General features: G+C 59.8%; 19 protein-coding genes. 16 read left to right on the forward strand and 3 right to left on the reverse strand.

The features are described 5' to 3' along the window. Window positions 1-75 precede the first annotated feature (75 nt). The 6 genes from AC5SEO_RS15920 (at window position 76) to AC5SEO_RS15945 (ending at window position 6,144) form a co-directional block, all read left to right on the forward strand. Window positions 76-1,611, forward strand: a complete 1,536-nt coding sequence (locus AC5SEO_RS15920; RefSeq protein ID WP_174069087.1) for an ABC transporter substrate-binding protein — start codon at window positions 76-78, stop codon at window positions 1,609-1,611. 229 nt (window positions 1,612-1,840) lie between these two features. Next, on the forward strand, window positions 1,841-2,791 hold the full coding sequence (locus AC5SEO_RS15925) for an ABC transporter permease (protein ID WP_112192430.1): 951 nt from the start codon (window positions 1,841-1,843) through the stop codon (window positions 2,789-2,791). Next, entirely contained in the window at window positions 2,788-3,609 is an 822-nt protein-coding gene (locus AC5SEO_RS15930) for an ABC transporter permease (protein ID WP_035200162.1), read from the forward strand. Before AC5SEO_RS15925 ends, AC5SEO_RS15930 begins: the two co-directional genes overlap by 4 nt. Window positions 3,610-3,662: 53 nt before the next feature. After that, window positions 3,663-5,060, forward strand: a complete 1,398-nt coding sequence (locus AC5SEO_RS15935; RefSeq protein ID WP_174069088.1) for an amidase — start codon at window positions 3,663-3,665, stop codon at window positions 5,058-5,060. A 95-nt stretch (window positions 5,061-5,155) separates the two neighbouring features. Further along, window positions 5,156-5,722 carry a DJ-1/PfpI family protein gene (locus AC5SEO_RS15940; RefSeq protein ID WP_003518089.1) on the forward strand — a complete coding sequence of 189 codons (567 nt, stop codon included), beginning with the start codon at window positions 5,156-5,158 and terminating at the stop codon, window positions 5,720-5,722. A gap of 71 nt (window positions 5,723-5,793) precedes the next feature. Continuing rightward, on the forward strand, window positions 5,794-6,144 hold the full coding sequence (locus AC5SEO_RS15945; protein ID WP_112192428.1) for a ribbon-helix-helix domain-containing protein: 351 nt from the start codon (window positions 5,794-5,796) through the stop codon (window positions 6,142-6,144). 36 nt (window positions 6,145-6,180) lie between these two features. Here AC5SEO_RS15945 and AC5SEO_RS15950 read toward each other — a convergent pair whose 3' ends face one another. From AC5SEO_RS15950 to AC5SEO_RS15960, 3 genes are all read right to left on the reverse strand, one after another. Then, window positions 6,181-7,101, reverse strand: coding sequence for an ABC transporter permease (locus AC5SEO_RS15950; RefSeq protein ID WP_013762302.1), 921 nt, complete (start codon window positions 7,099-7,101; stop codon window positions 6,181-6,183). Then, window positions 7,094-8,104: an ABC transporter permease gene (locus tag AC5SEO_RS15955; RefSeq protein ID WP_025595064.1), complete on the reverse strand. Its 1,011-nt coding sequence runs from the start codon at window positions 8,102-8,104 to the stop codon at window positions 7,094-7,096. Before AC5SEO_RS15955 ends, AC5SEO_RS15950 begins: the two co-directional genes overlap by 8 nt. Window positions 8,105-8,180: 76 nt before the next feature. After that, the gene (locus AC5SEO_RS15960) at window positions 8,181-9,890 is read right to left on the reverse strand and encodes a peptide ABC transporter substrate-binding protein (protein WP_025595063.1); all 1,710 of its coding nucleotides are present in this window, start codon (window positions 9,888-9,890) and stop codon (window positions 8,181-8,183) included. 304 nt (window positions 9,891-10,194) lie between these two features. Between AC5SEO_RS15960 and AC5SEO_RS15965 the strand changes: the two genes are divergently transcribed. The 10 genes from AC5SEO_RS15965 to AC5SEO_RS16010 all read left to right on the forward strand — a co-directional run bounded on the left by AC5SEO_RS15965 (window position 10,195) and on the right by AC5SEO_RS16010 (window position 22,759). Beyond that, window positions 10,195-11,358, forward strand: a complete 1,164-nt coding sequence (locus AC5SEO_RS15965; protein WP_025595062.1) for a M20 aminoacylase family protein — start codon at window positions 10,195-10,197, stop codon at window positions 11,356-11,358. A 48-nt stretch (window positions 11,359-11,406) separates the two neighbouring features. After that, a complete protein-coding gene (locus tag AC5SEO_RS15970; RefSeq protein ID WP_013762304.1) occupies window positions 11,407-13,257 on the forward strand; it encodes an ABC transporter ATP-binding protein in 1,851 nt (616 codons plus the stop codon). A 261-nt stretch (window positions 13,258-13,518) separates the two neighbouring features. Beyond that, on the forward strand, window positions 13,519-14,472 hold the full coding sequence (locus AC5SEO_RS15975; RefSeq protein ID WP_013762305.1) for a sugar-binding transcriptional regulator: 954 nt from the start codon (window positions 13,519-13,521) through the stop codon (window positions 14,470-14,472). 143 nt (window positions 14,473-14,615) lie between these two features. Next, the gene (locus tag AC5SEO_RS15980; protein WP_013762306.1) at window positions 14,616-15,929 is read left to right on the forward strand and encodes an ABC transporter substrate-binding protein; all 1,314 of its coding nucleotides are present in this window, start codon (window positions 14,616-14,618) and stop codon (window positions 15,927-15,929) included. A gap of 172 nt (window positions 15,930-16,101) precedes the next feature. After that, on the forward strand, window positions 16,102-16,974 hold the full coding sequence (locus AC5SEO_RS15985; RefSeq protein WP_013761441.1) for a carbohydrate ABC transporter permease: 873 nt from the start codon (window positions 16,102-16,104) through the stop codon (window positions 16,972-16,974). Window positions 16,975-16,986: 12 nt separating this feature from the next. After that, window positions 16,987-17,811, forward strand: coding sequence for a carbohydrate ABC transporter permease (locus tag AC5SEO_RS15990; RefSeq protein WP_003510506.1), 825 nt, complete (start codon window positions 16,987-16,989; stop codon window positions 17,809-17,811). A gap of 12 nt (window positions 17,812-17,823) precedes the next feature. Then, window positions 17,824-18,822 (forward strand): ABC transporter ATP-binding protein, encoded by a 999-nt coding sequence (locus AC5SEO_RS15995; RefSeq protein ID WP_495363724.1) that lies wholly within the window; start codon window positions 17,824-17,826, stop codon window positions 18,820-18,822. Between the two features lie 91 nt (window positions 18,823-18,913). Continuing rightward, window positions 18,914-20,398, forward strand: coding sequence for a mannitol dehydrogenase family protein (locus AC5SEO_RS16000; RefSeq protein ID WP_112191688.1), 1,485 nt, complete (start codon window positions 18,914-18,916; stop codon window positions 20,396-20,398). A gap of 6 nt (window positions 20,399-20,404) precedes the next feature. Then, window positions 20,405-21,124 (forward strand): HAD family hydrolase, encoded by a 720-nt coding sequence (locus AC5SEO_RS16005; protein ID WP_003516170.1) that lies wholly within the window; start codon window positions 20,405-20,407, stop codon window positions 21,122-21,124. A 60-nt stretch (window positions 21,125-21,184) separates the two neighbouring features. Beyond that, window positions 21,185-22,759 carry an FGGY-family carbohydrate kinase gene (locus tag AC5SEO_RS16010; protein ID WP_174006284.1) on the forward strand — a complete coding sequence of 525 codons (1,575 nt, stop codon included), beginning with the start codon at window positions 21,185-21,187 and terminating at the stop codon, window positions 22,757-22,759. Window positions 22,760-22,779: the final 20 nt, after the last annotated feature.

The raw sequence follows: 22,779 nt of genomic DNA on the forward strand, positions 1-22,779 counted from the left end.
GCAACATGACACTCTTTTTGCAACGGGTGGTCTTCGAAAGGCAAAAATGCCTCGGCCGCCAGACAGGGGACAATGATGCCACGCACTTATTTTTCGCAGCCGCTGAAAGTTACGCGGCGCGCCGCGCTTGCGCTTGCACTGGGGACGGCGCTCTGGATGCCGCTTTCTATGACGGACGCCGCGGCCGCGCCGAAGACCGCCTTGACGCTGGGCATGACAGTGGAGCCGACGGGTCTCGACCCGACAATTGCGGCACCCGTCGCCATCGGTCAGGTCAGCTGGCAGAACATATTCGAAGGTCTCGTCACCATCGACCACGACGGCAAGGTGAAACCGCAGCTTGCCGAAAGCTGGGAAATTTCAGCCGATGGCAAGACCTATACGTTCAAGCTGCGGCAGAGGGTTACGTTCCACGACGGCGAGACCTTCGATTCCTCCGTTGCGAAATTTTCGCTCGACCGGGCGCGCGGTGAAACGTCGGTAAACCCACAAAAACGCTTCTTCAACGCCATCGAGAGCATAGAAACGCCGGATGCCGCGACGCTGGTACTGAAGCTGAAGCAGCCGGCGGGCAGCCTGATCTACTGGCTCGGCTGGCCGGCCTCCGTCATGGTTGCGCCGAAGAGCGCTGACAATAACCGTACCACGCCCATCGGCACCGGCCCGTTCAAGTTCGTGAACTGGGCCAAGGGCGACAAGGTGGAGTTGGAGAAGAACGCGGCCTATTGGGACAAGGCGGTGGCGGTGAAGCTTGAAAAGGCCACCTTCCGCTTCGTTTCCGATCCGCAGGCGCAGGCAGCGGCACTGAAATCCGGCGATATCGATGCCTTCCCGGAATTCGGCGCGCCGGAACTGATGACGTCCTTCGACGGCGATGCGCGTCTCGGTACCTTCGTCGGCAATACGGAACTCAAGGTCGTGGCTGGCATGAACAATGCCCGCAAACCCTTCAACGACAAGCGCGTGCGCCAGGCGCTGATGATGGCGGTGGACCGCGGCACGGTGATTGAAGGCGCATGGTCGGGTTACGGCACGGCCATCGGCAGCCACTACACGCCGAACGATCGCGGTTACATCGATACGACCGGTGTTCATTCTTACGATATAGACAAGGCAAAGGCGCTTCTTGCCGAAGCGGGTTACCCCGACGGTTTCAGCTTCACGATCAAGGCCCCGCAAATGGCCTATGCCCAGCGGACCTCGCAAATCCTCCAGGCGATGTTAGCCGAAATCGGTGTCACCATGACCATCGAGACCACGGAATTTCCGGCAAAATGGGTGGCGGATGTTTTGAAGGGCGCGGATTACGACATGACCATCGTCGCCCACGCTGAGCCGATGGATATCGATATCTACTCCCGTGATCCCTATTATTTCAACTATAAGAACCCTGCCTTCAACGAGGTCATCGCCAATGTCGAAAAGACGGCGGATGCGGCCGAGCAGGAAAAGCTTTACGGCGAAGCGCAGAAAATCCTCGCCGAAGATGTGCCGGCGCTGTTCTTGTTCGTGATGCCGAAACTCGGCGTCTGGGACAAGAAGTTGAAGGGATTGTGGGAAAACGAACCCATTCCCTCCAATGTGCTGACGGATGTGCATTGGGAAGAGTGACGTTTGTTGTGAACGGCGAGGCGCATTCCTACCCACCACCTCATTCCTGTGCATGTCATAGGAATCCAGCCAGCCCAAGTCGTTGGGCTGAAAGGAATCTTTCCGCCGCGCAGGCACGCTTCGGCTGGATCCCTGTGACAAGCACGGGGATGAGGGAAGAGTGTGCGGGGATGACAATAAATCCATCCGCCACATCCCGAAACGAAACAACGCAAGGAAAGAATGCCAGATGTTAGCCGTTCTCGTCCGGCGCCTTGCAAGCCTCATCGTCACGCTGTTTGCGGTGTCGCTCATCATCTACATCATCATGGGGCTGTTGCCGGGTGATCCGGCGGCCATCATGCTCGGCACGTCGGCGAGCCCGGATACGCTTCTCGCGCTGCAAAAGCAGATGGGTCTCGATCAGCCCTTGCCATTGCGTTACATCCACTGGCTTGCAGGCGTATTCCGCGGTGATCTCGGACAATCCTACACCTACGGCGTGCCGGTAGCGGGGCTTATTGTCGAGCGGCTTGCCGTCACCCTGCCGCTTGCGCTGCTCGCGGTCTGCCTGTCGGTCGCCATCGCCATTCCGCTCGGCGTCGCGGCAGCGAGAAGCCGAAACGGGCCGGTAGATTTCGCAGCCGGGCTCTTTTCCCATGTCGGCATTGCCGTTCCCGGTTTCTGGGTCGGGCTGCTGCTCATCATCGTCTTTTCCACCACGCTCGGCTGGATGCCATCAGGCGGTTTTCCCGGCTGGCGTCCGAGTTTTTCTGCCGGATTTATCGCGATTGTGCTTCCAGCCATTGCGCTTGCGCTGTCGCAGGCAGGCGTCCTCACCCGCGTCTGCCGCTCGGCAGTACTTGAGGTAATGAACGAGGATTTCGTGCGCACCGCCCGCGCCAAGGGGCTGAGCGAGCGGGTAGCGCTGTGGCGACACGCGGTGCCGAACGCCATGATCCCCGTTGTCACCATGATCGGCCTGCAATTCACCTTCCTGATTGCCGGGGCAGTGCTGGTGGAGAATGTCTTCAACCTGCCGGGCCTCGGGCGGCTTGCCTATCAGGCGTTGACCCAGCGGGATATCGTCGTCATGCAGTCCGTCGTGCTGTTCTTCTCGGCGCTTGTCATCGTCATGAATTTTCTGGTCGATATCGCCTATCTCTTTATCGATCCAAGACTGCGGGCAGGTGCACGATGATGCGACTGATCCGCCGCCGCCCCGCTTTCGTCCTTGGCATCGCCGTCACTCTCTTTCTTGTCGCGGTTGCCCTGCTTTCGCTGGTCTGGACGCCGGTTTCTCCGACGAAGATACAGATTGCCCAGAAGCTGAAATCGCCCTTTGCCTATGGCGGGCTTGGCACCGACCATTTTGGCCGCGATGTGCTGTCCATGCTGATGGCGGGGGCATGGAATTCGCTCTCCACCTCCATCGCCGCCGTTGCCATCGGCGCGCTCATTGGCACGGCGCTTGGCGTATCGGTCGCGGCACTGCGCGGTTTCACCGAAACCCTGGTGATGCGCGCCTGCGATATCATCTTCGCCGTACCGCCGATTTTGTCGGCCATGATGCTCGGCGCGTTCATCGGTACGGGGCGGTTCACCGCCATCATCGCCATTGCCACCTTCATGGTGCCGGTCTTTGCGCGGCTGACGCTGGGTGCGGCCTTGCAGATATGGTCGCGGGAATATGTCACCGCCGCCACCAGCATCGGCCAGAACCGCGCCAAGATCACGCTGTTTCATATCGTGCCGAATATTTCCAACCAGATCATCGTGCAGGTGACCATCCAGCTCGGCCTTGCCATCCTTACCGAAGCGGGACTCTCATTCCTCGGTCTCGGCATGCCGCCACCGGCTGCCACCTGGGGGCGGATGCTGGCCGATGCGCAGACCTATCTAGGTGCTGCACCCTGGCTTGCCATCACGCCCGGCCTTGCCATTGCGCTCGCGGTCTTCGGCCTCAATCTGCTTGGCGATGGCCTGCGCGACCTGCTGGACCCACGCGATACCAGCTGACCGCTTCAAGCCGATATCGCCCATATTATCTGTTTTCTGACGAGACGAAGCTTATGACCGATCTCATACACCTCAACACGCTCGAAATCCTGGCGCTTTACGGGCAAAAGAAGCTGTCGCCATCGGAATATTGGCAGGCGGTAGAGGCCCGTATCGACGCATTCGAGCCCACGGTGAACGCGCTTTACGCCTATGATCCCGAGGATGCCCGCAAGCAGGCGCTGGCCTCAACGACGCGCTGGCAAAAAGGTGAAACGCTCGGGCCCCTCGATGGGATTCCGGTGTCGCTGAAGGAATTGATCGCCACTAAAGGCCAGCCGGTTCCGCTTGGCACCAAAGCGGTGGAACTGGTGCCGGCCCTGGAAGACGCGCCGGTTGCGGCCCGCTGCCGCGAGGACGGCGCCATCATTTACGCCAAAACCACCTGCCCGGATTACGGCATGTTGTCATCGGGCCTTTCCAGTTTTCACAAGCTCAGCCGCAACCCGTGGGACCCGACACAGAACCCCGGCGGCTCCAGTGCCGGCGCGGCTTCTGCCGGTGCTGCGGGTTACGGCACCCTGCATATCGGCACGGATATTGGCGGCTCGGTGCGGCTACCGGCGGGGTGGACGGGGCTGTTCGGCTTCAAGCCCAGCCAGGGCCGCATACCCGTCGATCCCTATTATACCGGCCGCTGCGCCGGACCGATGACCCGCACCGTCGTCGACGCCGCCTTTGCCATGGCCACGCTTTCCCGCCCGGACTGGCGCGACGGCACCGCGCTGCCGCCCAACAATATCAACTGGATGGACCTCGATATCGACGTAAAGGGCCTGAGGATCGGCCTGATGCTGGATGCCGGCTGCGGCTTGGCCCTGGACGATGAGGTGCGGGATGCTGTTGTGGCGTCCGCAAAGCTGTTCGAGGATGCAGGTGCCATCGTGGTCCCGGTCGAGCCGGTGCTGTCTCGGGACATGCTTGATGGGCTGGATGATTTCTGGCGGGCGAAATTCTGGGGCGATATGGCGGCGCTGAGTGACGAACGACGCGCGGCGATCCTTCCCTATATTCACGAATGGGCGCAGAAGGGCGCTGATGTTTCCGGCGCGCGGGCCGTTTTCGGTTTCAACCAGACCATGGAAATGCGCAAAGCCTGCGGGCGGTTGATGCAGTCGGTTGATGTGGTGATTTCACCCGTCAATCCCATCGTCTCCTATCCGGCCGACTGGGCCTCGCCCACCAACGACCCCGAGCGACCCTTCGAACATATCGCCTTCACCGTCCCTTGGAATATGTCGGAACAGCCAGCATCCTCGATCAATTGCGGTTTCTCGAAATCCGGGATGCCGATCGGCTTGCAGATCGTCGGCCCGCGTTACGCGGATCTGCTCGTGCTCAAGCTTTCCAAGGCCTTCGAGGATTGGGGCGGCGGTGTTCGGCGCTGGCCGGAGCCGCCCAAAGCGCGCTGATCGCGTCTTTATCGGCCCTGTAGTATAGCCATAATACCCGCTTCTCCACCCCTCCTGTTACGGTGCCCCGGGCATTCAAAACGGGAGGAGCAAGCATGCCGAAGAAGATTTTGATGATCACCGGCGATTTCGCCGAGGACTACGAGACCATGGTGCCGTTCCAGACGCTGCTTGCGGTTGGTCACACGGTGCATGCCGTCTGCCCCGGCAAGAAGGCTGGCCAGACGATCGCGACCGCGATCCATGATTTCGAGGGCGACCAGACCTATTCAGAAAAACGCGGCCATAATTTCGCGCTCAACGCAACTTTTGCCGATATCAAGGTCGCGGATTACGACGCGCTGGTCATTCCGGGTGGTCGCGCGCCGGAATATCTGCGGCTGAATGCGGATGTGCTTGCCGCCGTGAAGCATTTCTTCGAGGCTGACAAGCCGGTCGCGGCCGTCTGCCACGGTGCCCAATTGCTGGCGGCTGCGGGTGTCCTCAAGGGCCGCACCTGCTCGGCCTATCCGGCCTGCCGCCCCGAGGTGGAACTGGCGGGCGGCACCTATGCCGATATCGCCATTGATGCGGCTGTTACCGACGGCAAGCTGGTGACGGCGCCCGCATGGCCGGCGCATCCGGCATGGCTTTCGCAATTCATGGCGGTGCTCGGCAGATAAGGCCGGCGGAATGGGGCTTTTACCGGTCCCGTTTCCCGTCTATCTTCTGCAGCTTGCTGAGGGAGGACACAATGTGCAAGCTTTTCATCAAGGCAGACCCGACGCTTTGGGAAAGCCATACCCGGTCTTTGCGGATCGATGGCATGGTCACCAGCGTCAGACTTGAAAACTTCTTCTGGACGACTCTGGACGAGATTTCACGCCGCGATGGCATGAACAGCGCGCAGCTCATTGCCAAGCTTTATAATGAATCGATCGATGCCGGGCATGATCTCGGCAACTTCACCTCGTTTTTACGAGTCTGCTGCGGGCGTTATCTGGCCTTGCAGCTTTCCGGCGATATTCCGGCGCGCGGCGACATTCCGATTGCCGCGCTGGATGCAGACAGCATTCTCGACGCGGAAAAGATGAATTATCACTGAGATAAAGGGAAGGGCGCAGCCACCGCGCCCTTCGCCTCAGCTCTTAAGCGCCCTTGGATCAAGCGCATCACGCACGGCGTCGCCGATGTAGTTGACGCTCAGAACCGTCAGCGAGATTGCCAGTCCAGGCCACAGCACGCGCGAGGGCGTCAGCTGCAGGAAGTTGGCGCCATCGAACAACAGTCGTCCCCAGGTCGGAAAGTCGGACGGAAAACCGAGGCCGAGGAAGGACAGCGCCGATTCCGTGATGATGGCCGAGGCTATGCCGAGCGTGGCTGAGACCATGATCGAACTCAACACATTCGGCAGGATATGGCGCAGGATAATGCGGTATTCGCGCATGCCGCTCGATTTCGCCGCCATGATAAACTCCTGGCTTTTGATCGTCAGCACGTCGCCGCGCACGATGCGTGCGGTATGCATCCAGCTGGTTACCCCGATCACGAAGACGATGAGGATGAAGATACCGGTTTCCGGCCCGAAGGCGGCACGCAGCGTATCACGGAACAGCATGAGAATGACGAGCAGCAGCGGCAGCAGCGGCAGGGCCAGGAACAGGTCCGTCAGCCGCATCAGCGGCCCGTCAAGCCTTCGGAAATAGCCTGACAGCACCCCCACCAGCGTGCCGAGAAACAGCGCCAGCAGCATGGCGGTGATGCCGACGGCAAGCGAGATGCGCCCGCCCGCCAGCACCTGCGCCAGCATGTCCTTGCCCAGATTGTCGGTGCCGAAGGGATGCGCCAGCGACGGCCACTGGTTGCGTTCCTTCACATTGATGGCATTGGGCGCGACAGTGTGGATATAGGGCCCGACATAGACCGCAAGCAAAATAAAGATGAAAACGAACAGGCCTGCCACGCCGCCCTTGTGGACCCGGAACTGTTTCCAGATATCGGCAAGTGCCGATTGCACAGGCGTGGCGGCAACGGCTGGTGCTGCGAGGGTGGCGTCAGTCATAGCGGATCCTCGGGTCGAGAATGCCGTAAAGCACGTCGGCAATCAGGTTGAAGAGCACGATAAGCACCGCGAAAATGAAGGTCAGCGTCTGCACCAGCGGAATATCCGCGCCTTGAACGGCGGTGATCAGCAATTGGCCAAGCCCGTTCACGCGGAAAATCTGTTCGGTAATGATGGCGCCGGAAAAGATCGTCGGCACGCCGAGTGCGATGACGGTGACGACGGGTATGAGGCTGTTACGCAGGACGTGAACGAGCAGAACGGATTTTTCCTTCACGCCCTTGGCACGCGCGGTGCGTACATAGTCCTGATGCAGATTGTCCAGCATCGAGGCGCGTACGAAACGGCTGATCTGCGAGACGTTGTAAAGGGTCAGCACCAGAACCGGCATGAACATCTGTTTGATCTGTGCCACGAGGCTTCCCCAGTCAGTCACCTGCAGATTGGTGTCGTAGACGGAAGGGAACCATTGCAGATAGGAGCTGAAGATGACGACCAGCAGCACGCCGGTGAAGAAGGTGGGAACCGAATAACCCACCATCGAGACGAAGGTGCCGATCTGATCGAAGATCGAATATTGTTTGTAGGCGGAAATGACGCCGATCGGGATCGCCAGAAGCGCGCCGAAGAGATAGGCAAGGCCGACGACCCAAAGCGTTTGCGGCATGCGCTGGATGACGAGATCGACCACCGGGCTGCGCGTTGCCCAGGACAGCACACGCATGCGGCTACCGTCGCCGATCTGCCAGCCTGTCAGCTTCTCGAACAGGTTCAGCGGTTCATTGATGAAAAATTGCTGCAGCCACATCAGGTAACGGATGAAGAAAGGCTGGTCGAGGCCGAGGGAGGCGCGGATCTGCTCGCGCACTTCGGGCGGAATGGTCAGCGGCAGGTCGCCGGTCGGATCATTTGGCGCCAGATCGAGCAGGGCGAATATGACGAAGCTGATGACGAGCAGCGTCGGTACGGCAAAGGCAAGCCGCCGGAGCGTAAAGGTAAACATCGAAAAGTCTCCAGACCGTCAGGGTCTCGCAAAATGAGCGCGGTCCCCCCGTCAGGGGCGACCGCGCATTTGCGGATTACTTTTTGCGGGACCAGTCCGCGACGTTCCAGAGTTCCGAATCCCAGGCGTTCATGCGAACGCCTTCGAGTGTCAGCGAATGCGAGGAGACGTTGCCACGGTGGATCAGCGGAATATGCGCGCCTTCTTCCGTCAGCATGTCGTTCAGCTGCTTGGCGATTTCTCCACGCTTGGCGAAGTCCGTCGTCTTGGAAAGTACGCCCACCAGCTTGTCGAATTCCGGGTTGCAATAACGCGGAATATTCTGACCCTGCCAGCCGTTTGCGGGGGCGGGGATCTTGTCGCAGAGCCATTCCGCCAGATATTTTTCCGGGTCGGTGCCGTCGAAATTGTTGGTGTACATTTCAACGTCGGCATAAAATTTCTGGAAGGTATCCGGGCTTGCCGGATCGCCGCCGAAGAAGACGGAGGCACTGACATTGCGCAGTTCGGCAGCAACGCCAATCTGCGACCACATGTCCTTCACCAGTTCCTGCGCTGCCTGGCGAACGGAGTTGGTGGAGGTCTGGTAGAGGAAGGACAGTTTCACACCGTTCTTGGCGCGGATGCCATCGGCCCCCTTCACCCAGCCTGCATCGTCGAGCAGCTTGTTTGCACCTTCCAGATCCTGCTTCAGGCACCAGCTGTCGTTTTTCGTCGAAGCAACAGCCGCCGGGGCCGGCACGATGTTGCAGGTCGGCTTGCCCGCCTCGCCATAACCCGTCTCATCGATAATGTCGCGGTCGATGGCGAGCGAGAGTGCACGGCGCACGGCCGGGTCGGAAAGGGCCGGATGCGGACCGCCTTCCTTGGTGGAGCGCTTGTCACCCAGCGCAGGATCGGCATTGTACCAGTTGAGATTGATACGCTCGACCTGCGTGCCGAAGGCGGTTTCCAGCTTACCCTTGCCGGCGGCCACCATGGTCGCCAGAATTTCCGGCTCCACCTGCATGTTCCAGGCGTAGTCGAATTCACCCGTTTCAAGCACGGCACGCGCAGCGGAAGCTGCGTCACCGCCGCCCTTCAGGGTAGCCGTTGCAAAGGCGGGCTTGGCCGGATCACGATAATTGGGGTTGGCGACATAGCTGATGACGTCGTTCGGCTTGAACTCCTTGACCACAAAGGGGCCGGTGCCGATGGGGCCGAAATTGGCGGATGTGCAGCCGGGAGCCGCGGCGCCGACACAGTTTTCGAACTGCTTTTTCTGGATGACGGGCGATTGCGCGCCGACAAATGCCGAGTAGGGGTAGGGCTTGGGTTCAGTGAAGCTGATCTTGACGGTATGGGCATCGATAGCCTCAACGTTTTTCACACCTTCATATTGCGCCGCCTGCGCGCAGCCGCCGTCGGGTGCGGTGCAATATTTCCACGTGAAGATGACGTCGTCAGCGGTAAGCGGCGTGCCGTCGGACCATTTGACGTCGCTTTTCAGCTTCCACGTCATGCTGAGCAGATCCTTCGCGACGCCGCCATTGTCGACCGTCGGGATCTCGCTCACCAGCATCGGCACCAGCTCGCCCTTTTCGTCGTAGCGGGCCAGAGGCTCAATCACCATGGACGAGCTGTAGATCTCTTTGGTGCCGCCGGAAAGATAAGGGTTGAGTGTCGATACAGCCTGCCAGAAAAGGATTTTCAGTTCGCCGTCACTGCCACGCTCGGCATGGGCGGCAGAGCCTGCCATGGCCAAGGCCGCCACCGTGCTGGCAAAGAGAACGCTGCGCTTCTTCATTGTGATTTTCCCCTTTGAAGATTTTATCTGTTTGAATGTTTGACGCTTTTCCTCAACGTCATTTGCAAGTCTTTTGTTTTAAGTGTTTGATTTTGCTAACGAATATTCTTCCGTTCCCAATGATGCTATTGTCAGTTTTTTTGAAATGCAAGCCCCAAACTCTGATTGATGAACAAAATTTGAGCCGATTGGCTTCGGGCCTATTTTTCACTCATCTAGCGAAATTCATACTTGCAAAAGCAGAAATTCCAAACGCAATATGGTTCCCGACAACCCGGCGGGGAACAAAAAAGGAAAAATGGGAATGCCGATATTGAACCGTGTGGCCGAGATGCAGGAAGAAGTAGCCGGTTGGAGGCGCCACCTGCACGAGACGCCGGAGCTGCTCTACGACGTCTTCGAAACATCGAAATTCGTGACGGAGAAACTCAAATCCTTCGGATGCGATATCGTCGAAACCGGCATTGGCAAGACCGGCGTGGTGGGCATCATTAAGGGGCGGCACGGAGACGGCCCGACCATCGGTTTCCGCTCCGACATGGATGCGCTGCCGATCCTCGAAACCAGCGGCAAGCCCTGGGCTTCCAAGGTTCCGGGCAAGGCCCATTCCTGCGGCCATGACGGGCACACGGCCATGCTTTTGGGTGCGGCGCAATATCTGGCCGAGACCCGTAATTTCAAAGGGTCCGTGGCCGTCATCTTCCAGCCGGCTGAAGAGGGTGGCGCAGGGGCACTTGCCATGCTGAACGACGGCATGATGGAGAAATTCGGCATTTCTCAGGTCTATGGCATGCATAACGAGCCGGGCATTCCGGTCGGCAATTTCGCCATCCGCAAGGGTTCGACGATGGCGGCGGCGGATAGTTTCGAGATCGTCATTACCGGTAAGGGCAGCCATGCGGCGGCCCCCCATCTTTCCGTCGATCCGGTGCTGACCTCGGCCTATATCATCATCGCCCTGCAATCCATCGTCTCGCGGGAAACGGACCCGTTGAAATCGCTGGTCGTCACCGTCGCCACTACCCACGGCGGCACAGCGGGCAATGTCATTCCCGGTTCGGTGACGCTGACCGGCACGGTGCGCACCCTGCTGCCGGAAACCCGCGATTTCGCCGAAAAACGGTTGAAGGAAGTGGCGACAGCCACCGCCATGGCGCATGGTGCGACGGCGGAGGTGAGATACGATCGCGGTTATCCCGTTACTTTCAACCACAATGACGAAACCGAATTCGCAACCAGCGTGGCGGCAGGTGTGGCAGGCGCAAACGCCGTCAACACCAATCCCAACCCGCATATGGGCGCGGAAGATTTTTCCTACATGCTGGAAGCACGCCCCGGCGCCTTCATCTTCATCGGTAACGGCGACACGGCCGGGCTGCACAATGCCGCCTATGACTTCAACGACGAGGCCCTGCCTTACGGCATCAGCTACTGGGTCTCGATGGCCGAAACCGCGCTTGCTGCGTAAGACATCCGGCGGCCTTCACGGCCGCCTTTCGCTTTTCAGGAGATCGGCATGCTTTTGGCGGCAACATCCATGGAACAGACCGGCGGTTCGGTAAGCCCGGTACTTTCGGTTCAAAATCTGACCACGTCCTTCCGCGTTGATGGCGGCTGGAAATCGGTCGTCCGCAATATGAGTTTCGACATTGCGCCCCGCGAGACGGTGGCGATCGTTGGCGAAAGCGGCTCGGGCAAAAGCGTGACGTCGCTGTCGATCATGCGGCTTCTCGATAAGAAAACGAGCCGCATCGAGGGTAAGGTCATGCTCGGCGGGCGCGATTTGCTGGCACTTCCGGAAGAGGAGATGCGCAAGGTTCGTGGCAAGGACATTTCGATGATCTTCCAGGAGCCGATGACCAGCCTCAATCCGATCTTCCCGATCGGCAAGCAGATCGCCGAAGCGCTGACCGTGCACCAGGATATTTCCTCATCTGCTGCCAAGGCCGAAGTTGTCAGGCTTCTGGAAAAAGTCCGCATTCCCAATGCGAAGAACCGTTTCGACGACTATCCGCACCAGTTTTCCGGCGGCATGCGCCAGCGCGTGATGATTGCCATGGCGCTTGCCTCCAAGCCGAAGCTCCTGATTGCAGACGAGCCGACGACGGCGCTCGACGTGACCATTCAGGGCCAGATTCTCGACCTTATCAAGCAATTGCAGGAAGAGGAGGGCATGTCGGTCCTGTTCATCACCCATGATATGGGCGTGGTGGCGGAAGTGGCGGACCGCACCATCGTCATGTTCCGCGGCGACGTGGTGGAAACCGGCACGACGGACGATATCTTCCATCGCGGGAACCATCCCTATACGCGCGCCCTGCTTTCGGCGGTGCCGAAGCTCGGTTCGATGAAAGAGCGGGTACTGCCCGCCCGTTTTCCGATCATCGATATCAAGACCGGCGAAAGCCAACCGGTTGAAGAGGTCAGGAACACGGTTTCCGGTGGTCGCACGCCCATTCTTTCGGTCCGGGACCTGACGACCCGCTTCGATATCCGCTCCGGTCTTCTCGGCCGCAAGTCCGGTGCCGTGCATGCGGTGGAGAAGGTCTCCTTCGATCTGGCTGAGGGCGAGACACTATCGCTGGTCGGTGAATCCGGCTGCGGCAAGTCCACCACGGGGCGGTCGATCACCCGGCTGATCGAACCGACCTCCGGTAACGTGACGCTCGACGGTTACGAGGTGATGAAACTCGACAAGACGACGTTGCGCACCATGCGCCGCAGCGTGCAGATGATCTTTCAGGACCCCTTCGCCAGTCTCGATCCGCGCATGAGCATCGGCACGGCGATCATGGAGCCCTTCATCGAACACCGGCTTGGACCGAAGGCGCAGGCGCGTGAAAAGGCGGCGGACCTGATGGAGAAGGTTGGCCTCAGCCCGGATATGATGCGGCGCTTCCCACATGAGTTTTCCGGCGGCCAGCGCCAGCGCATCGCCATTGCCCGTTCGCTGATGCTTGACCCCAAGGTCATCGTTGCCGATGAAGCGGTGTCGGCGCTTGATGTCTCCATCAAGGCGCAGGTCTGTAACCTGCTGCTCGATCTGCAACAGAGCCTCAACCTCGCCTTCCTGTTCATTTCCCACGATATGGCTGTGGTGGAGCGTGTCAGCCATCGTGTCGCGGTGATGTATCTCGGCGAGATCGTCGAAATCGGCCCACGCGCCGCCGTCTTCGATAATCCGCAGCACCCCTATACGAAAAAGCTGATGTCCGCCGTTCCGGTGCCGGATCCGGCCCGGCGCCAGATCAGGCGCAACATGGCAACGGACGAGATCAAAAGCCCGATCCGTCCTGTGAACTATGTTCCGCCGCAACGCCATTACCGCGAGGTTTCGGCAGGGCATCTGGTGCAGGAAGCGGCTTGATATAGAGGAAACTGCGCAGGGATAGGTGCCTCTGTGTTGACGACGTCATCCTCGGTCTTGTGCCGAGGATCTGCCAATGTCTCGTAAATCGGTGCATTGCAGATGCTCGGGACAGGCCCGAGCATGACGGAGGAAATGTTTTGCATCTTCTTTAGAGGTGCCCGGTGCCGCCAAACGCTTCGCTCAGTCGCTGCGCCGTTTGACAGGCGGCCTGAAAAAATGCCAGCAAATGCTCGAGCATAATTCTTAGAGGGCGGCGGCATGGCCAGACGGAACGACGCACATGGACGGCTTGATGATGCGGCGCGTGCTGGCTGGCTTTATTATGTCGCGGGCCGCACGCAGGACGAGATCGCCGCTGCCATGGGCATATCCCGGCAATCGGCGCAGCGGCTGGTATCGCTGGCCGTCGCCGAGCGGTTGATCAAGGTCCGGCTCGATCATCCCATCGCCGCCTGTCTCGAAAAGGCGGAGCGGCTGAAGCAGAAATTCGACCTTAGATATATCGAGGTGGTGCCGAGCGATCCCGCTGGCGTTTCCTCCACGGTCGGCATTGCCGAGGCCGGCGCGGCGGAAATCGAGCGCTGGCTGAAAAATGCCGATCCCATCGTGCTTGCCATCGGCACCGGCCGTACGCTGAAGGCGGCTGTGGACCAACTGCCGCCGATGGAATGTCCGCAGCACCGCATCGTGTCACTGACAGGCAATATCGGGCCGGATGGATCGGCCGCCTATTACAACGTCATCTTCAGTATGGCCGATGCCATCAAGGCGCGGCATTTCCCGATGCCGCTGCCGGTTCTCTGCTCGTCTGCGGAAGAGCGGGAACTGCTGCACGACCAGTCCATGGTGCGCTCCACGCTGGCGCTGGGTGCAGCCGCCAATGTCACCTTCGTCGGCGTCGGCGAACTGGGAGAAAATGCACCGCTCTGCGTTGATGGTTTTCTCGGTGTCGACGAGATGAAGGCCCTGATGGCAAGCGGTGCGATCGGCGAAATCTGCGGCTGGATGTATGATGCCAACGGCCGCATTCTCGACCATTCCGTCAACGAGCGCGTCGCCTCCGTTCCCATTCCGTCCAGAGAGACCTGCACGGTCATCGGCATGGCGCAGGGCGCGCGCAAGAATGCCTCGATTCTCGCGGCACTGAGGGGTGGTCTTTTGAACGGCCTCATCACCGACGAAGCGACAAGTGAATATTTGCTCACACGCTGAGCAAAAATTAATCCATTAAAATCAATGGTTTGATTTTTCCATGTGCGCCGCAGCACAGGATGTTGCTTGACTTTTTTCGGCTGCGGGTGAGTAAATGCCCCAGAGCAAAGCGAATGCTCATAAATTTCTTCTGGGAGGAAGATATGACATTGAAGACCATTTTGCTGGGCGCATGCTCGGCACTCGCCTTTTCGACCCTTGCTTCCGCCGAAACGCTGACCATCGCCACCGTCAACAACGGCGACATGATCCGCATGCAGGGTCTGACCTCCGACTTCACCACCAAGAACCCCGACATCAAGGTGGAATGGGTCACGCTTGAAGAAAACGTCCTGCGCGAGCGCGTGACGACCGATATCGCCACCAATGGCGGTCAGTACGACATCATGACCATCGGCAACTATGAAGTGCCGATCTGGGCCAAGCAGGGCTGGCTGCTGCCGCTCGAAAAGCTTGGCGACAAATACGACGTGGATGATATTCTGCCGGCGATCCGTGGTGGTCTTTCCAGCGAAGGCAAGCTTTATGCGGCGCCGTTCTACGGCGAATCCGCCATGATCATGTATCGCAAGGACCTGTTTGAAAAAGCCGGCCTGAAGATGCCTGAAAACCCGACCTGGGAATTCATCGGTGACGCTGCCCGCAAGATTACCGATCGCAAGACGGATATCAACGGCATGTGCCTGCGCGGAAAGGCTGGCTGGGGCGAGAACATGGCCTTCATCAGCGCGCTCACCAACTCCTTTGGCGGCCGCTGGTTCGATGAGAACTGGAAGCCGCAGTTCGATCAGCCGGAATGGAAGAGTGCTCTTCAGTTCTACGTCGATCTGATGAAGGATGCCGGTCCGTCGGGTGCTTCCTCCAACGGCTTCAACGAAAACCTGACGCTGTTCCAGCAGGGCAAATGCGGCATGTGGATCGACGCCACGGTGGCTGCTTCCTTCGTTTCAAACCCGAAGGATTCGACCGTTGCCGACAAGGTCGGTTATGCGCTCTTCCCGACGCATGGCGAACTGAAGAACCACGGCAACTGGTTGTGGTCATGGAACCTTGCTATCCCGAAGAGCTCGCAGAAGGCGGATGCCGCCGAGAAGTTCATCTCCTGGGCAACCAGCAAGGAATATACCCAACTCGTCGCTGCCAAGGAAGGCTGGGCAAACGTGCCTCCGGGTACCCGCACCTCGCTTTACAAGAATGCTGACTATGAAAAAGCAGCCGCCTTCGCCAAGCCGACGCTTGCTGCGATGGATGCCGCCGACATCACCAAACCGACCGTAAAGCCCGTGCCTTACACCGGTGGTCAGTTCGTGGCGATCCCTGAATTCCAGGCGCTCGGCACCACGGTCGGTCAGCTGTTCTCGGCGGTCGTTGCCGGCCAGTCCAGTGTCGACGATGCGCTTGCCAGCGCCCAGTCGACAGCGACGCGTGAAATGACCCGCGCCGGTTACATCAAGTAATCCTCCTGAAGATCGCTGTCCGGCGCCAATGCCGGGCAGCGAACCTTGGGGGCGCAAGCCGCGAGCTGCGCGGCGGCCTTTAAGCCTTTCAAATCAAAACTGGAATGAGCCGGTTCTTCCGGATATGCCGGGGGCATTTCGTGATGCCCGAGCCCATGGGGAGGTTAGTGCAATGGCAACACGAAACACGAGCGGTCTGGCGCGGGTTATGCTTGCGCCTTCGGTGCTGCTTTTGCTGGTGTGGATGATCGTGCCCCTGGCGATGACGCTGTGGTTTTCGTTCCAGAACTACAATCTCCTCAACCCTGCCAATGTCAGCTTCGCAGGCCTGTTCAATTACCAGTATTTCTATACCGATCCGGCCTTCTTCCAGTCGATCTTCAACACGCTTGCCATCGTCGGCGGCGTGCTTTTGATCACCGTCATCGGCGGTATTGCGATTGCGCTTCTGCTTGACCAGGACATCTTCGGTCAGGGCATCGTGCGCATCATGATCATCTCGCCCTTCTTCGTCATGCCGCCTGTTGCGGCGCTGGTGTGGAAGAACATGATCATGCATCCCGGTTACGGCGTGCTTGCCGATCTGTCGCGCTTCTTCGGCCTGCAGCCGGTCGACTGGTTCGCGCAGTTTCCGCTGCTCTCCATCATCATCATCGTCGCCTGGCAATGGCTGCCCTTTGCAACGCTGATCCTGCTCACCGCCCTCCAGTCGCTCGATGGCGAGCAGAAGGAAGCGGCCGAGATGGATGGCGCCAACTTCATCAACCGCTTCATCTACCTGACGCTGCCGCATCTTGCCCGCGCCATCACCGTCGTCATCCTCATCCAGACGATCTTCCTGCTCGGCGTTTACGCGGAAATCCTCGTCACCACCAATGGCGGCCCCGGCTATGCCTCGACCAACCTTGCCTTCCTCATCTATCGCACGGCGCTTCTGGGCTACGACGTCGGCGGCGCATCGGCCGGTGGCATCATCGCCGTCGTGCTCGCCAATATCGTCGCCATCTTCCTGATGCGCGCCGTCGGCAAGAACCTCGACCGTTAAGGAGAAGCGATCATGGCCCGCAAGACAACGACACGCGCAAAGATCGGCTTCACCATCGCGGCATGGGCCGTGGCGTTGCTGCTGTTCTTCCCGATCCTTTACGCCTTCCTCACCTCGATCAAGACCGAGCCGGAGGCGATTGCAGGCTTCAGCCTCATTCCCTCGGGCACGCTCGAAAACTACATCACCGTGCAGACCCAGCGCGATTACTTCAAGCCGTTCATGAACTCGGTCGTGCTGTCGCTCGGCTCGACGATCATCGCGCTCATGATCGCCATTCCCGCCGCCTGGGCCATGGCATTCTCGCCGACCAAACGCACCAAGGACATTTTGATGTGGATGCTCTCCACCAAGATGATGCCGGGGGTGGCGGTGCTGGTGCCGATCTACCTGATCTTCCGCAATGCCGGCCTGCTCGATACCCGCATTGGGCTGACCGTCATGCTCACCTTCATCAACCTGCCGATCGTGGTGTGGATGCTTTATACCTACTTCCGCGAAATCCCCGGCGAGATCCTGGAAGCAGCCCGCATGGATGGTGCCTCGCTCTGGAACGAGATCGTGCATGTACTGACCCCAATGGCGGTTCCGGGCATTGCCTCGACGCTGCTCCTGAACGTCATTCTTGCCTGGAACGAATCCTTCTGGACCATCCGGCTGACGACCACCAATGCGGCACCGCTGACGGCCTTCATCGCCTCCTTCTCCTCACCGCAGGGGCTGTTCTGGGCCAAGCTCTCGGCCGCCTCGATGATGGCGATCGCCCCCATTCTCGTCATCGGCTGGTTCTCGCAGAAACAACTCGTGCGTGGCCTCACCTTTGGCGCCGTGAAATAAGGAACGACAATAATGGGCAGCATTTCCCTTCAGAACGTGTCCAAGCTCTTCGGCGAGGCAAAAGTCATCCCGTCGATCAATCTCGATATCCATGACGGCGAGTTCGTCGTCTTCGTCGGCCCATCCGGCTGCGGCAAGTCAACGCTGCTGCGCCTGATTGCCGGGCTGGAAGACGTCTCCGGCGGCAGAATAGTCATCGACGGCAACGACGCCACCGAAAAGGCCCCGGCCGAGCGCGGCCTTGCCATGGTGTTCCAGTCCTATGCGCTCTATCCGCATATGAGCGTGCGCAACAACATCGCCTTCCCGCTGAAGATGGCCAAGCTCGACAAGGCTGTCATCGACAAGAAGGTCGACGATGCCGCCCGTATCCTCAACCTCACCGATTATCTCGAACGCCGGCCCTCGCAACTGTCCGGCGGCCAGCGCCAGCGCGTGGCCATCGGCCGCGCCATCGTGCGCGAACCGAAGGCGTTCCTGTTTGACGAGCCGCTCTCCAACCTCGATGCGGCGCTGCGCGGCACCATGCGGCTGGAAATCTCCGAGCTGCACAACACGCTGAAGACGACGATGATCTACGTCACCCACGACCAGGTGGAAGCCATGACCATGGCCGACAAGATCGTGGTCCTCAACCGCGGCAATATCGAGCAGGTCGGCTCGCCGATGGAGCTTTACCGCTCGCCCGCCAACCTCTTCGTCGCCGGCTTCATCGGCTCGCCGCGCATGAACCTGGTGACCGGCGATTACGCCCGGCAAAAGGGTGCGACCACCGCCGGCGTGCGGCCCGAGCACCTGACGCTGTCGAAGGAAACCGGCCTGTGGCAGGGAAAGGTCACGGTCGCCGAGCATCTCGGCTCCGACACCTTCCTCCACCTCGACGTCCCCGGCATCGGCCCCATCACCGCCAGAACCGACGGTGAATTCGAATGCAAACACGGCGATACCGTCTTCATCACACCCGATGATGCCAAAATCCACAGGTTCGATGACAAGGGCATCGCGATATGACGCGAAGACCGGAAGGCAAATCCGCGCTGCGTGCCGGGTATCTGTCATCCGGTCCTGGCACAAACAACGTTTCCCCTTCGAGGATCGTGACATGACATGCAAACTCTCCCTCGCCACGCTTGATGAAGCCAAAAAAACCGCGGCGATTCCGTCCTATTCCCGGGCCGATCTTTCCGCCGGAATCGTGCATTTCGGCGTCGGCAATTTCCATCGCGCCCATCAGGCGGTCTATCTGGACGACCTGTTCAACACCGGCGCGGACCACGACTTCGCCATCATTGGTGCGGGTGTACTGCCATCGGACGCGGTAATGCGCGAAAAACTTGCCGCGCAGGATTTCCTGACCACGGTGGTGGAGCAGGACAATAATCGCACCGGTGCGCGCGTCACCGGGCCAATGATCGACATTCTGAAGGTTGGCGATACCCAAGGCATTATCGACACGCTCGCAGATCCGAAAATCCGAGTTGTTTCGATGACGATTACCGAAGGCGGTTATTTCATCGATGCTTCCGGCTCCTTCAATCCCCAGCATCCCGCGATTGCCGAGGATGGCAGGAACCCGTCTTCCCCGAAAACCGTGTTCGGCCTTATCGTTGCCGGGCTGAAGGCGCGGCGCGACAAGGGGCTTCCACCCTTCACCGTCATGTCCTGCGACAACATTCCCCATAATGGCAAGGTCACCAAAAACGCGGTGGTCGGTCTCGCCGCCTTGTTCGATCCGGCCTTCGCCAACTGGATCGGCGACAACGTCGCTTTCCCCAATTCGATGGTCGACCGCATCACCCCCGCCACGGGAGAGCGCGAACGCAATATCGCCCGTGACGATTTCGGCATCGAGGACAATTGGCCGGTCTTCTGCGAAGAGTTCAAGCAATGGGTGATGGAGGATAATTTCCCGGCGGGCCGACCGGCGCTCGAAAAGGCAGGCGTTCAGTTCGTCAAGGATGTTGCGCCTTACGAGCACATGAAGATCCGCATCCTCAATGGCGGCCATGCGGCGATCGCCTATCCGGCAGCGCTGCTCGACATCCATTTCGTGCATGAGGCGATGGAGCATCCACTGATCCGGGCGTTTCTGGCAAAGCTCGAAAAGGAAGAGATCATCCCGGTCATTCCGCCCGTACCCGATACCGATCTTGGCGAATATTTCGGCCTGATCGAACGGCGTTTCCTCAACCCGAAAATCGGCGATACCATTCCGCGCCTCGCGCAGGATGGCTCCAACCGCCAGCCGAAATTCATCCTGCCCTCCACCGCCGACCGTCTGGCGCGCGGTGAAGATATCGTCGGTCTGTCACTGGTTTCAGCACTGTGGTGCCGTTATTTCTACGGCACCTCCGACAGCGGCAGGCAAATCACCTTCAACGACGCCAGCGCCGAGCGGCTACAGGCGGCAGCCACAAAGGCCAAGGACGACCCGATGGCCTTCCTTTCGCTTGACGATATCTTCGGGGAGGTTGCCGAATCGGAGCTTTTCCGTAAACGCTTCTCTCATGCATTGACGACACTGTGGCACGAAGGCACGGCGAAGACCTTGCAGCTTTATCTGGATGACAAGCTGGCTGAAAAGTGACGTGAGATGCGAGACGGGACCGGACCTCTTCTGATTTTCGACTGCGACGGCGTTCTGGTCGACAGCGAGCCGGTCTCCATCTCGGTTCTTCTCGACATGCTTTCCCATCTTGGCGTGGAGATGGGGGAGGAAGAGGCCTACAACCGCTTTCTCGGTCGCAGCGTTGCCAGCATGACGACGACTTTGTTTGAGGAATACGGTATCGAGACCGACATCGATTTTCTCGAGCATATGCGCGCGACGCTGTTTGAGCGTTTCCGCACCGAGTTGCGTCCCATCGACGGCATTGCCGAAACGCTGGACAGGCTGGTGGCCTTCAAACGCTGCGTTGCCTCCTCAAGTCAACCGGAACGCATCCGTTACTCGCTGGGGCTGACCGGCCTCATCGATAAATTTGAGCCGCATGTTTTCAGCGCCACCATGGTGAAGAACGGCAAGCCGGCACCCGACCTTTTCCTGCATGCGGCGAGGCAGATGGGCACTGATCCGCGTCAGTGCATCGTGATCGAGGACAGCCCGGCGGGCATTGCGGCGGCGAAGGCAGCCGGCATGGCGGTTTTTGCCTTCACCGGCGGCTCGCATGCGCGGTTTCCGGCATTTCGCGAAAAGATCGCGGAGCTCGGGGCCAATGCCACGTTTGACGCCATGGAAGATTTGGTTCAACTTGTCGGCGATTATATGGGGAAGGGCGGTTTTGACAGCCAGGTGGAACGTGACGCAGGCTGAAGGAAACCGTGCCTGCCACCGCCCGGAGGTCGTTACGCAAGGGATGGAACTGAAGTCTTGATGCGTCAAAATCTCGTCGCTGTCGATGTCGGAACGGCGAGCGCCCGCGCCGGGATTTTCGACCCGACCGGCAGGCTTCTCGCCCGCTCAACCCATCCCATCCTGATGCAAAGGCCGCAGGAAAACCACGCCGAACACGATTCCACCGATATATGGAACGCCGTCTGCCTTGCGGTGAGAGCAGCGATTGCCGATGCGGGTGTGTTACCGGACAGCATAGCCGCCATTGGTTTTGATGCCACTTGCTCGCTCGTTATCCGTGATGAGCGTGGGGAACCGGTTTCTGTCTCCGTCACGGGCAAAGACCGGTTCGACACCATCGTCTGGCTGGACCATCGGGCAATCGGCGAGGCCGACCGGCTGACGGCATCCGGCCACCGCGTGCTGGATTTCGCCGGCAAAAGCGTGTCACCGGAAATGCAGATGCCGAAGCTGATGTGGCTGAAGGCGAATTTGCCGGCAAGCTGGGCGCGCATGTCTTTCGCCTTCGATCTGGCGGATTTTCTGACATGGAAGGCAACCGGTTCCACCAAGCGTTCAAATTGCACGCAGACGGCGAAGTGGAATTTTCTGGCGCAGGAAAATCCCGGCTGGCAGGCGGATTATCTCAATCTTGCCGGGCTTGGCGATCTGAAACAGCGGGCAGGCCTGCCCGAAACGACCGTGATGCCGGGCACAGCCATCGGCCCGCTTTCGCCCGAGGCTGCCGCCGAACTAGGCCTTGACACCGGCTGTCAGGTGGCGGCGGGCATGATCGATGCTTACGCTGGCACCCTGGGTGCGCTTGGCGGATGCCTTTCTGATGATGTGGGTAAACATGTGGCGCTGATCGCCGGCACCTCCAGCTGCCTTGTCGCCATGTCCGAGCGGCAGATGCCAGGCCACAGCCTGTGGGGTCCCTATTGGCAGGCGGTGCTGCCCGGCCACTGGCTGGTGGAGGGCGGGCAATCTGCCACCGGCGCGCTGCTCGATCATATCGTGCGCATGCACGCGGCGGGCGGAGAGCCGGATACGGCGCTGCACGCCCGCATCGTTGCGCGGGTTACCGAATTGCGCGCGCTCGAGGGCGCGGCCTTTGCCGAACGGCTGCATGTACTGCCGGATTTCCACGGCAACCGCTCACCGCTCGCCGATCCGCATGCGGTGGGCGTCATCAGCGGGCTGACGCTCGATACATCCTTCGACAGTCTCTGCCGGCTCTACTGGCGCACTGCCGTGGCGATTGCGCTTGGCGCGCGCCATGTGCTCGATGCGATGGAGCGTTTCGGTTATGCCGTCGAAAGCCTGCACGTTACCGGCGGCCATGTGAAGAACCCGCTGTTGATGGAGCTTTACGCTGATGTGACCGGCAAGCGCATCGTCGTGCCTGCCACAGCCGACGCCGTTCTTCTCGGCACGGCAATGACGGCGGCAGCCGCCGGCGGTGTGCATGCGGGCCTTGCAGCGGCGGGTGCCGCCATGTATCCGGGCAATACGGAAATCCCAGGCAATCCGGCGCTCACACCGCTTTACGAGCGGGATTATCGCCGTTTTCTCGCCATGCACCGCCATCGCCAGGAGCTGGAAAGCCTCTGATCTTTGCCTACAACGGCAGG

Source organism: Agrobacterium sp. K11 (assembly GCF_059429395.1).

Excerpts from the sequence above, each read along its gene's own strand:
- AC5SEO_RS15940 (WP_003518089.1), top strand. The coding sequence starts at position 5,156 with ATGCCGAAGAAGATTTTGATGATCACCGGCGATTTCGCCGAGGACTAC.
- AC5SEO_RS15990 (WP_003510506.1), top strand. The coding sequence starts at position 16,987 with ATGGCCCGCAAGACAACGACACGCGCAAAGATCGGCTTCACCATCGCG.
- AC5SEO_RS15930 (WP_035200162.1), top strand. The coding sequence starts at position 2,788 with ATGATGCGACTGATCCGCCGCCGCCCCGCTTTCGTCCTTGGCATCGCC.
- AC5SEO_RS15950 (WP_013762302.1), bottom strand. The coding sequence starts at position 7,101 with ATGACTGACGCCACCCTCGCAGCACCAGCCGTTGCCGCCACGCCTGTG.
- AC5SEO_RS15935 (WP_174069088.1), top strand. The coding sequence starts at position 3,663 with ATGACCGATCTCATACACCTCAACACGCTCGAAATCCTGGCGCTTTAC.
- AC5SEO_RS15955 (WP_025595064.1), bottom strand. The coding sequence starts at position 8,104 with ATGTTTACCTTTACGCTCCGGCGGCTTGCCTTTGCCGTACCGACGCTG.
- AC5SEO_RS15980 (WP_013762306.1), top strand. The coding sequence starts at position 14,616 with ATGACATTGAAGACCATTTTGCTGGGCGCATGCTCGGCACTCGCCTTT.
- AC5SEO_RS16000 (WP_112191688.1), top strand. The coding sequence starts at position 18,914 with ATGACATGCAAACTCTCCCTCGCCACGCTTGATGAAGCCAAAAAAACC.
- AC5SEO_RS15960 (WP_025595063.1), bottom strand. The coding sequence starts at position 9,890 with ATGAAGAAGCGCAGCGTTCTCTTTGCCAGCACGGTGGCGGCCTTGGCC.
- AC5SEO_RS15985 (WP_013761441.1), top strand. The coding sequence starts at position 16,102 with ATGGCAACACGAAACACGAGCGGTCTGGCGCGGGTTATGCTTGCGCCT.
- AC5SEO_RS15945 (WP_112192428.1), top strand. The coding sequence starts at position 5,794 with ATGTGCAAGCTTTTCATCAAGGCAGACCCGACGCTTTGGGAAAGCCAT.
- AC5SEO_RS15965 (WP_025595062.1), top strand. The coding sequence starts at position 10,195 with ATGCCGATATTGAACCGTGTGGCCGAGATGCAGGAAGAAGTAGCCGGT.
- AC5SEO_RS16005 (WP_003516170.1), top strand. The coding sequence starts at position 20,405 with ATGCGAGACGGGACCGGACCTCTTCTGATTTTCGACTGCGACGGCGTT.
- AC5SEO_RS15995 (WP_495363724.1), top strand. The coding sequence starts at position 17,824 with ATGGGCAGCATTTCCCTTCAGAACGTGTCCAAGCTCTTCGGCGAGGCA.
- AC5SEO_RS15970 (WP_013762304.1), top strand. The coding sequence starts at position 11,407 with ATGCTTTTGGCGGCAACATCCATGGAACAGACCGGCGGTTCGGTAAGC.
- AC5SEO_RS15920 (WP_174069087.1), top strand. The coding sequence starts at position 76 with ATGCCACGCACTTATTTTTCGCAGCCGCTGAAAGTTACGCGGCGCGCC.
- AC5SEO_RS16010 (WP_174006284.1), top strand. The coding sequence starts at position 21,185 with ATGCGTCAAAATCTCGTCGCTGTCGATGTCGGAACGGCGAGCGCCCGC.
- AC5SEO_RS15925 (WP_112192430.1), top strand. The coding sequence starts at position 1,841 with ATGTTAGCCGTTCTCGTCCGGCGCCTTGCAAGCCTCATCGTCACGCTG.
- AC5SEO_RS15975 (WP_013762305.1), top strand. The coding sequence starts at position 13,519 with ATGGCCAGACGGAACGACGCACATGGACGGCTTGATGATGCGGCGCGT.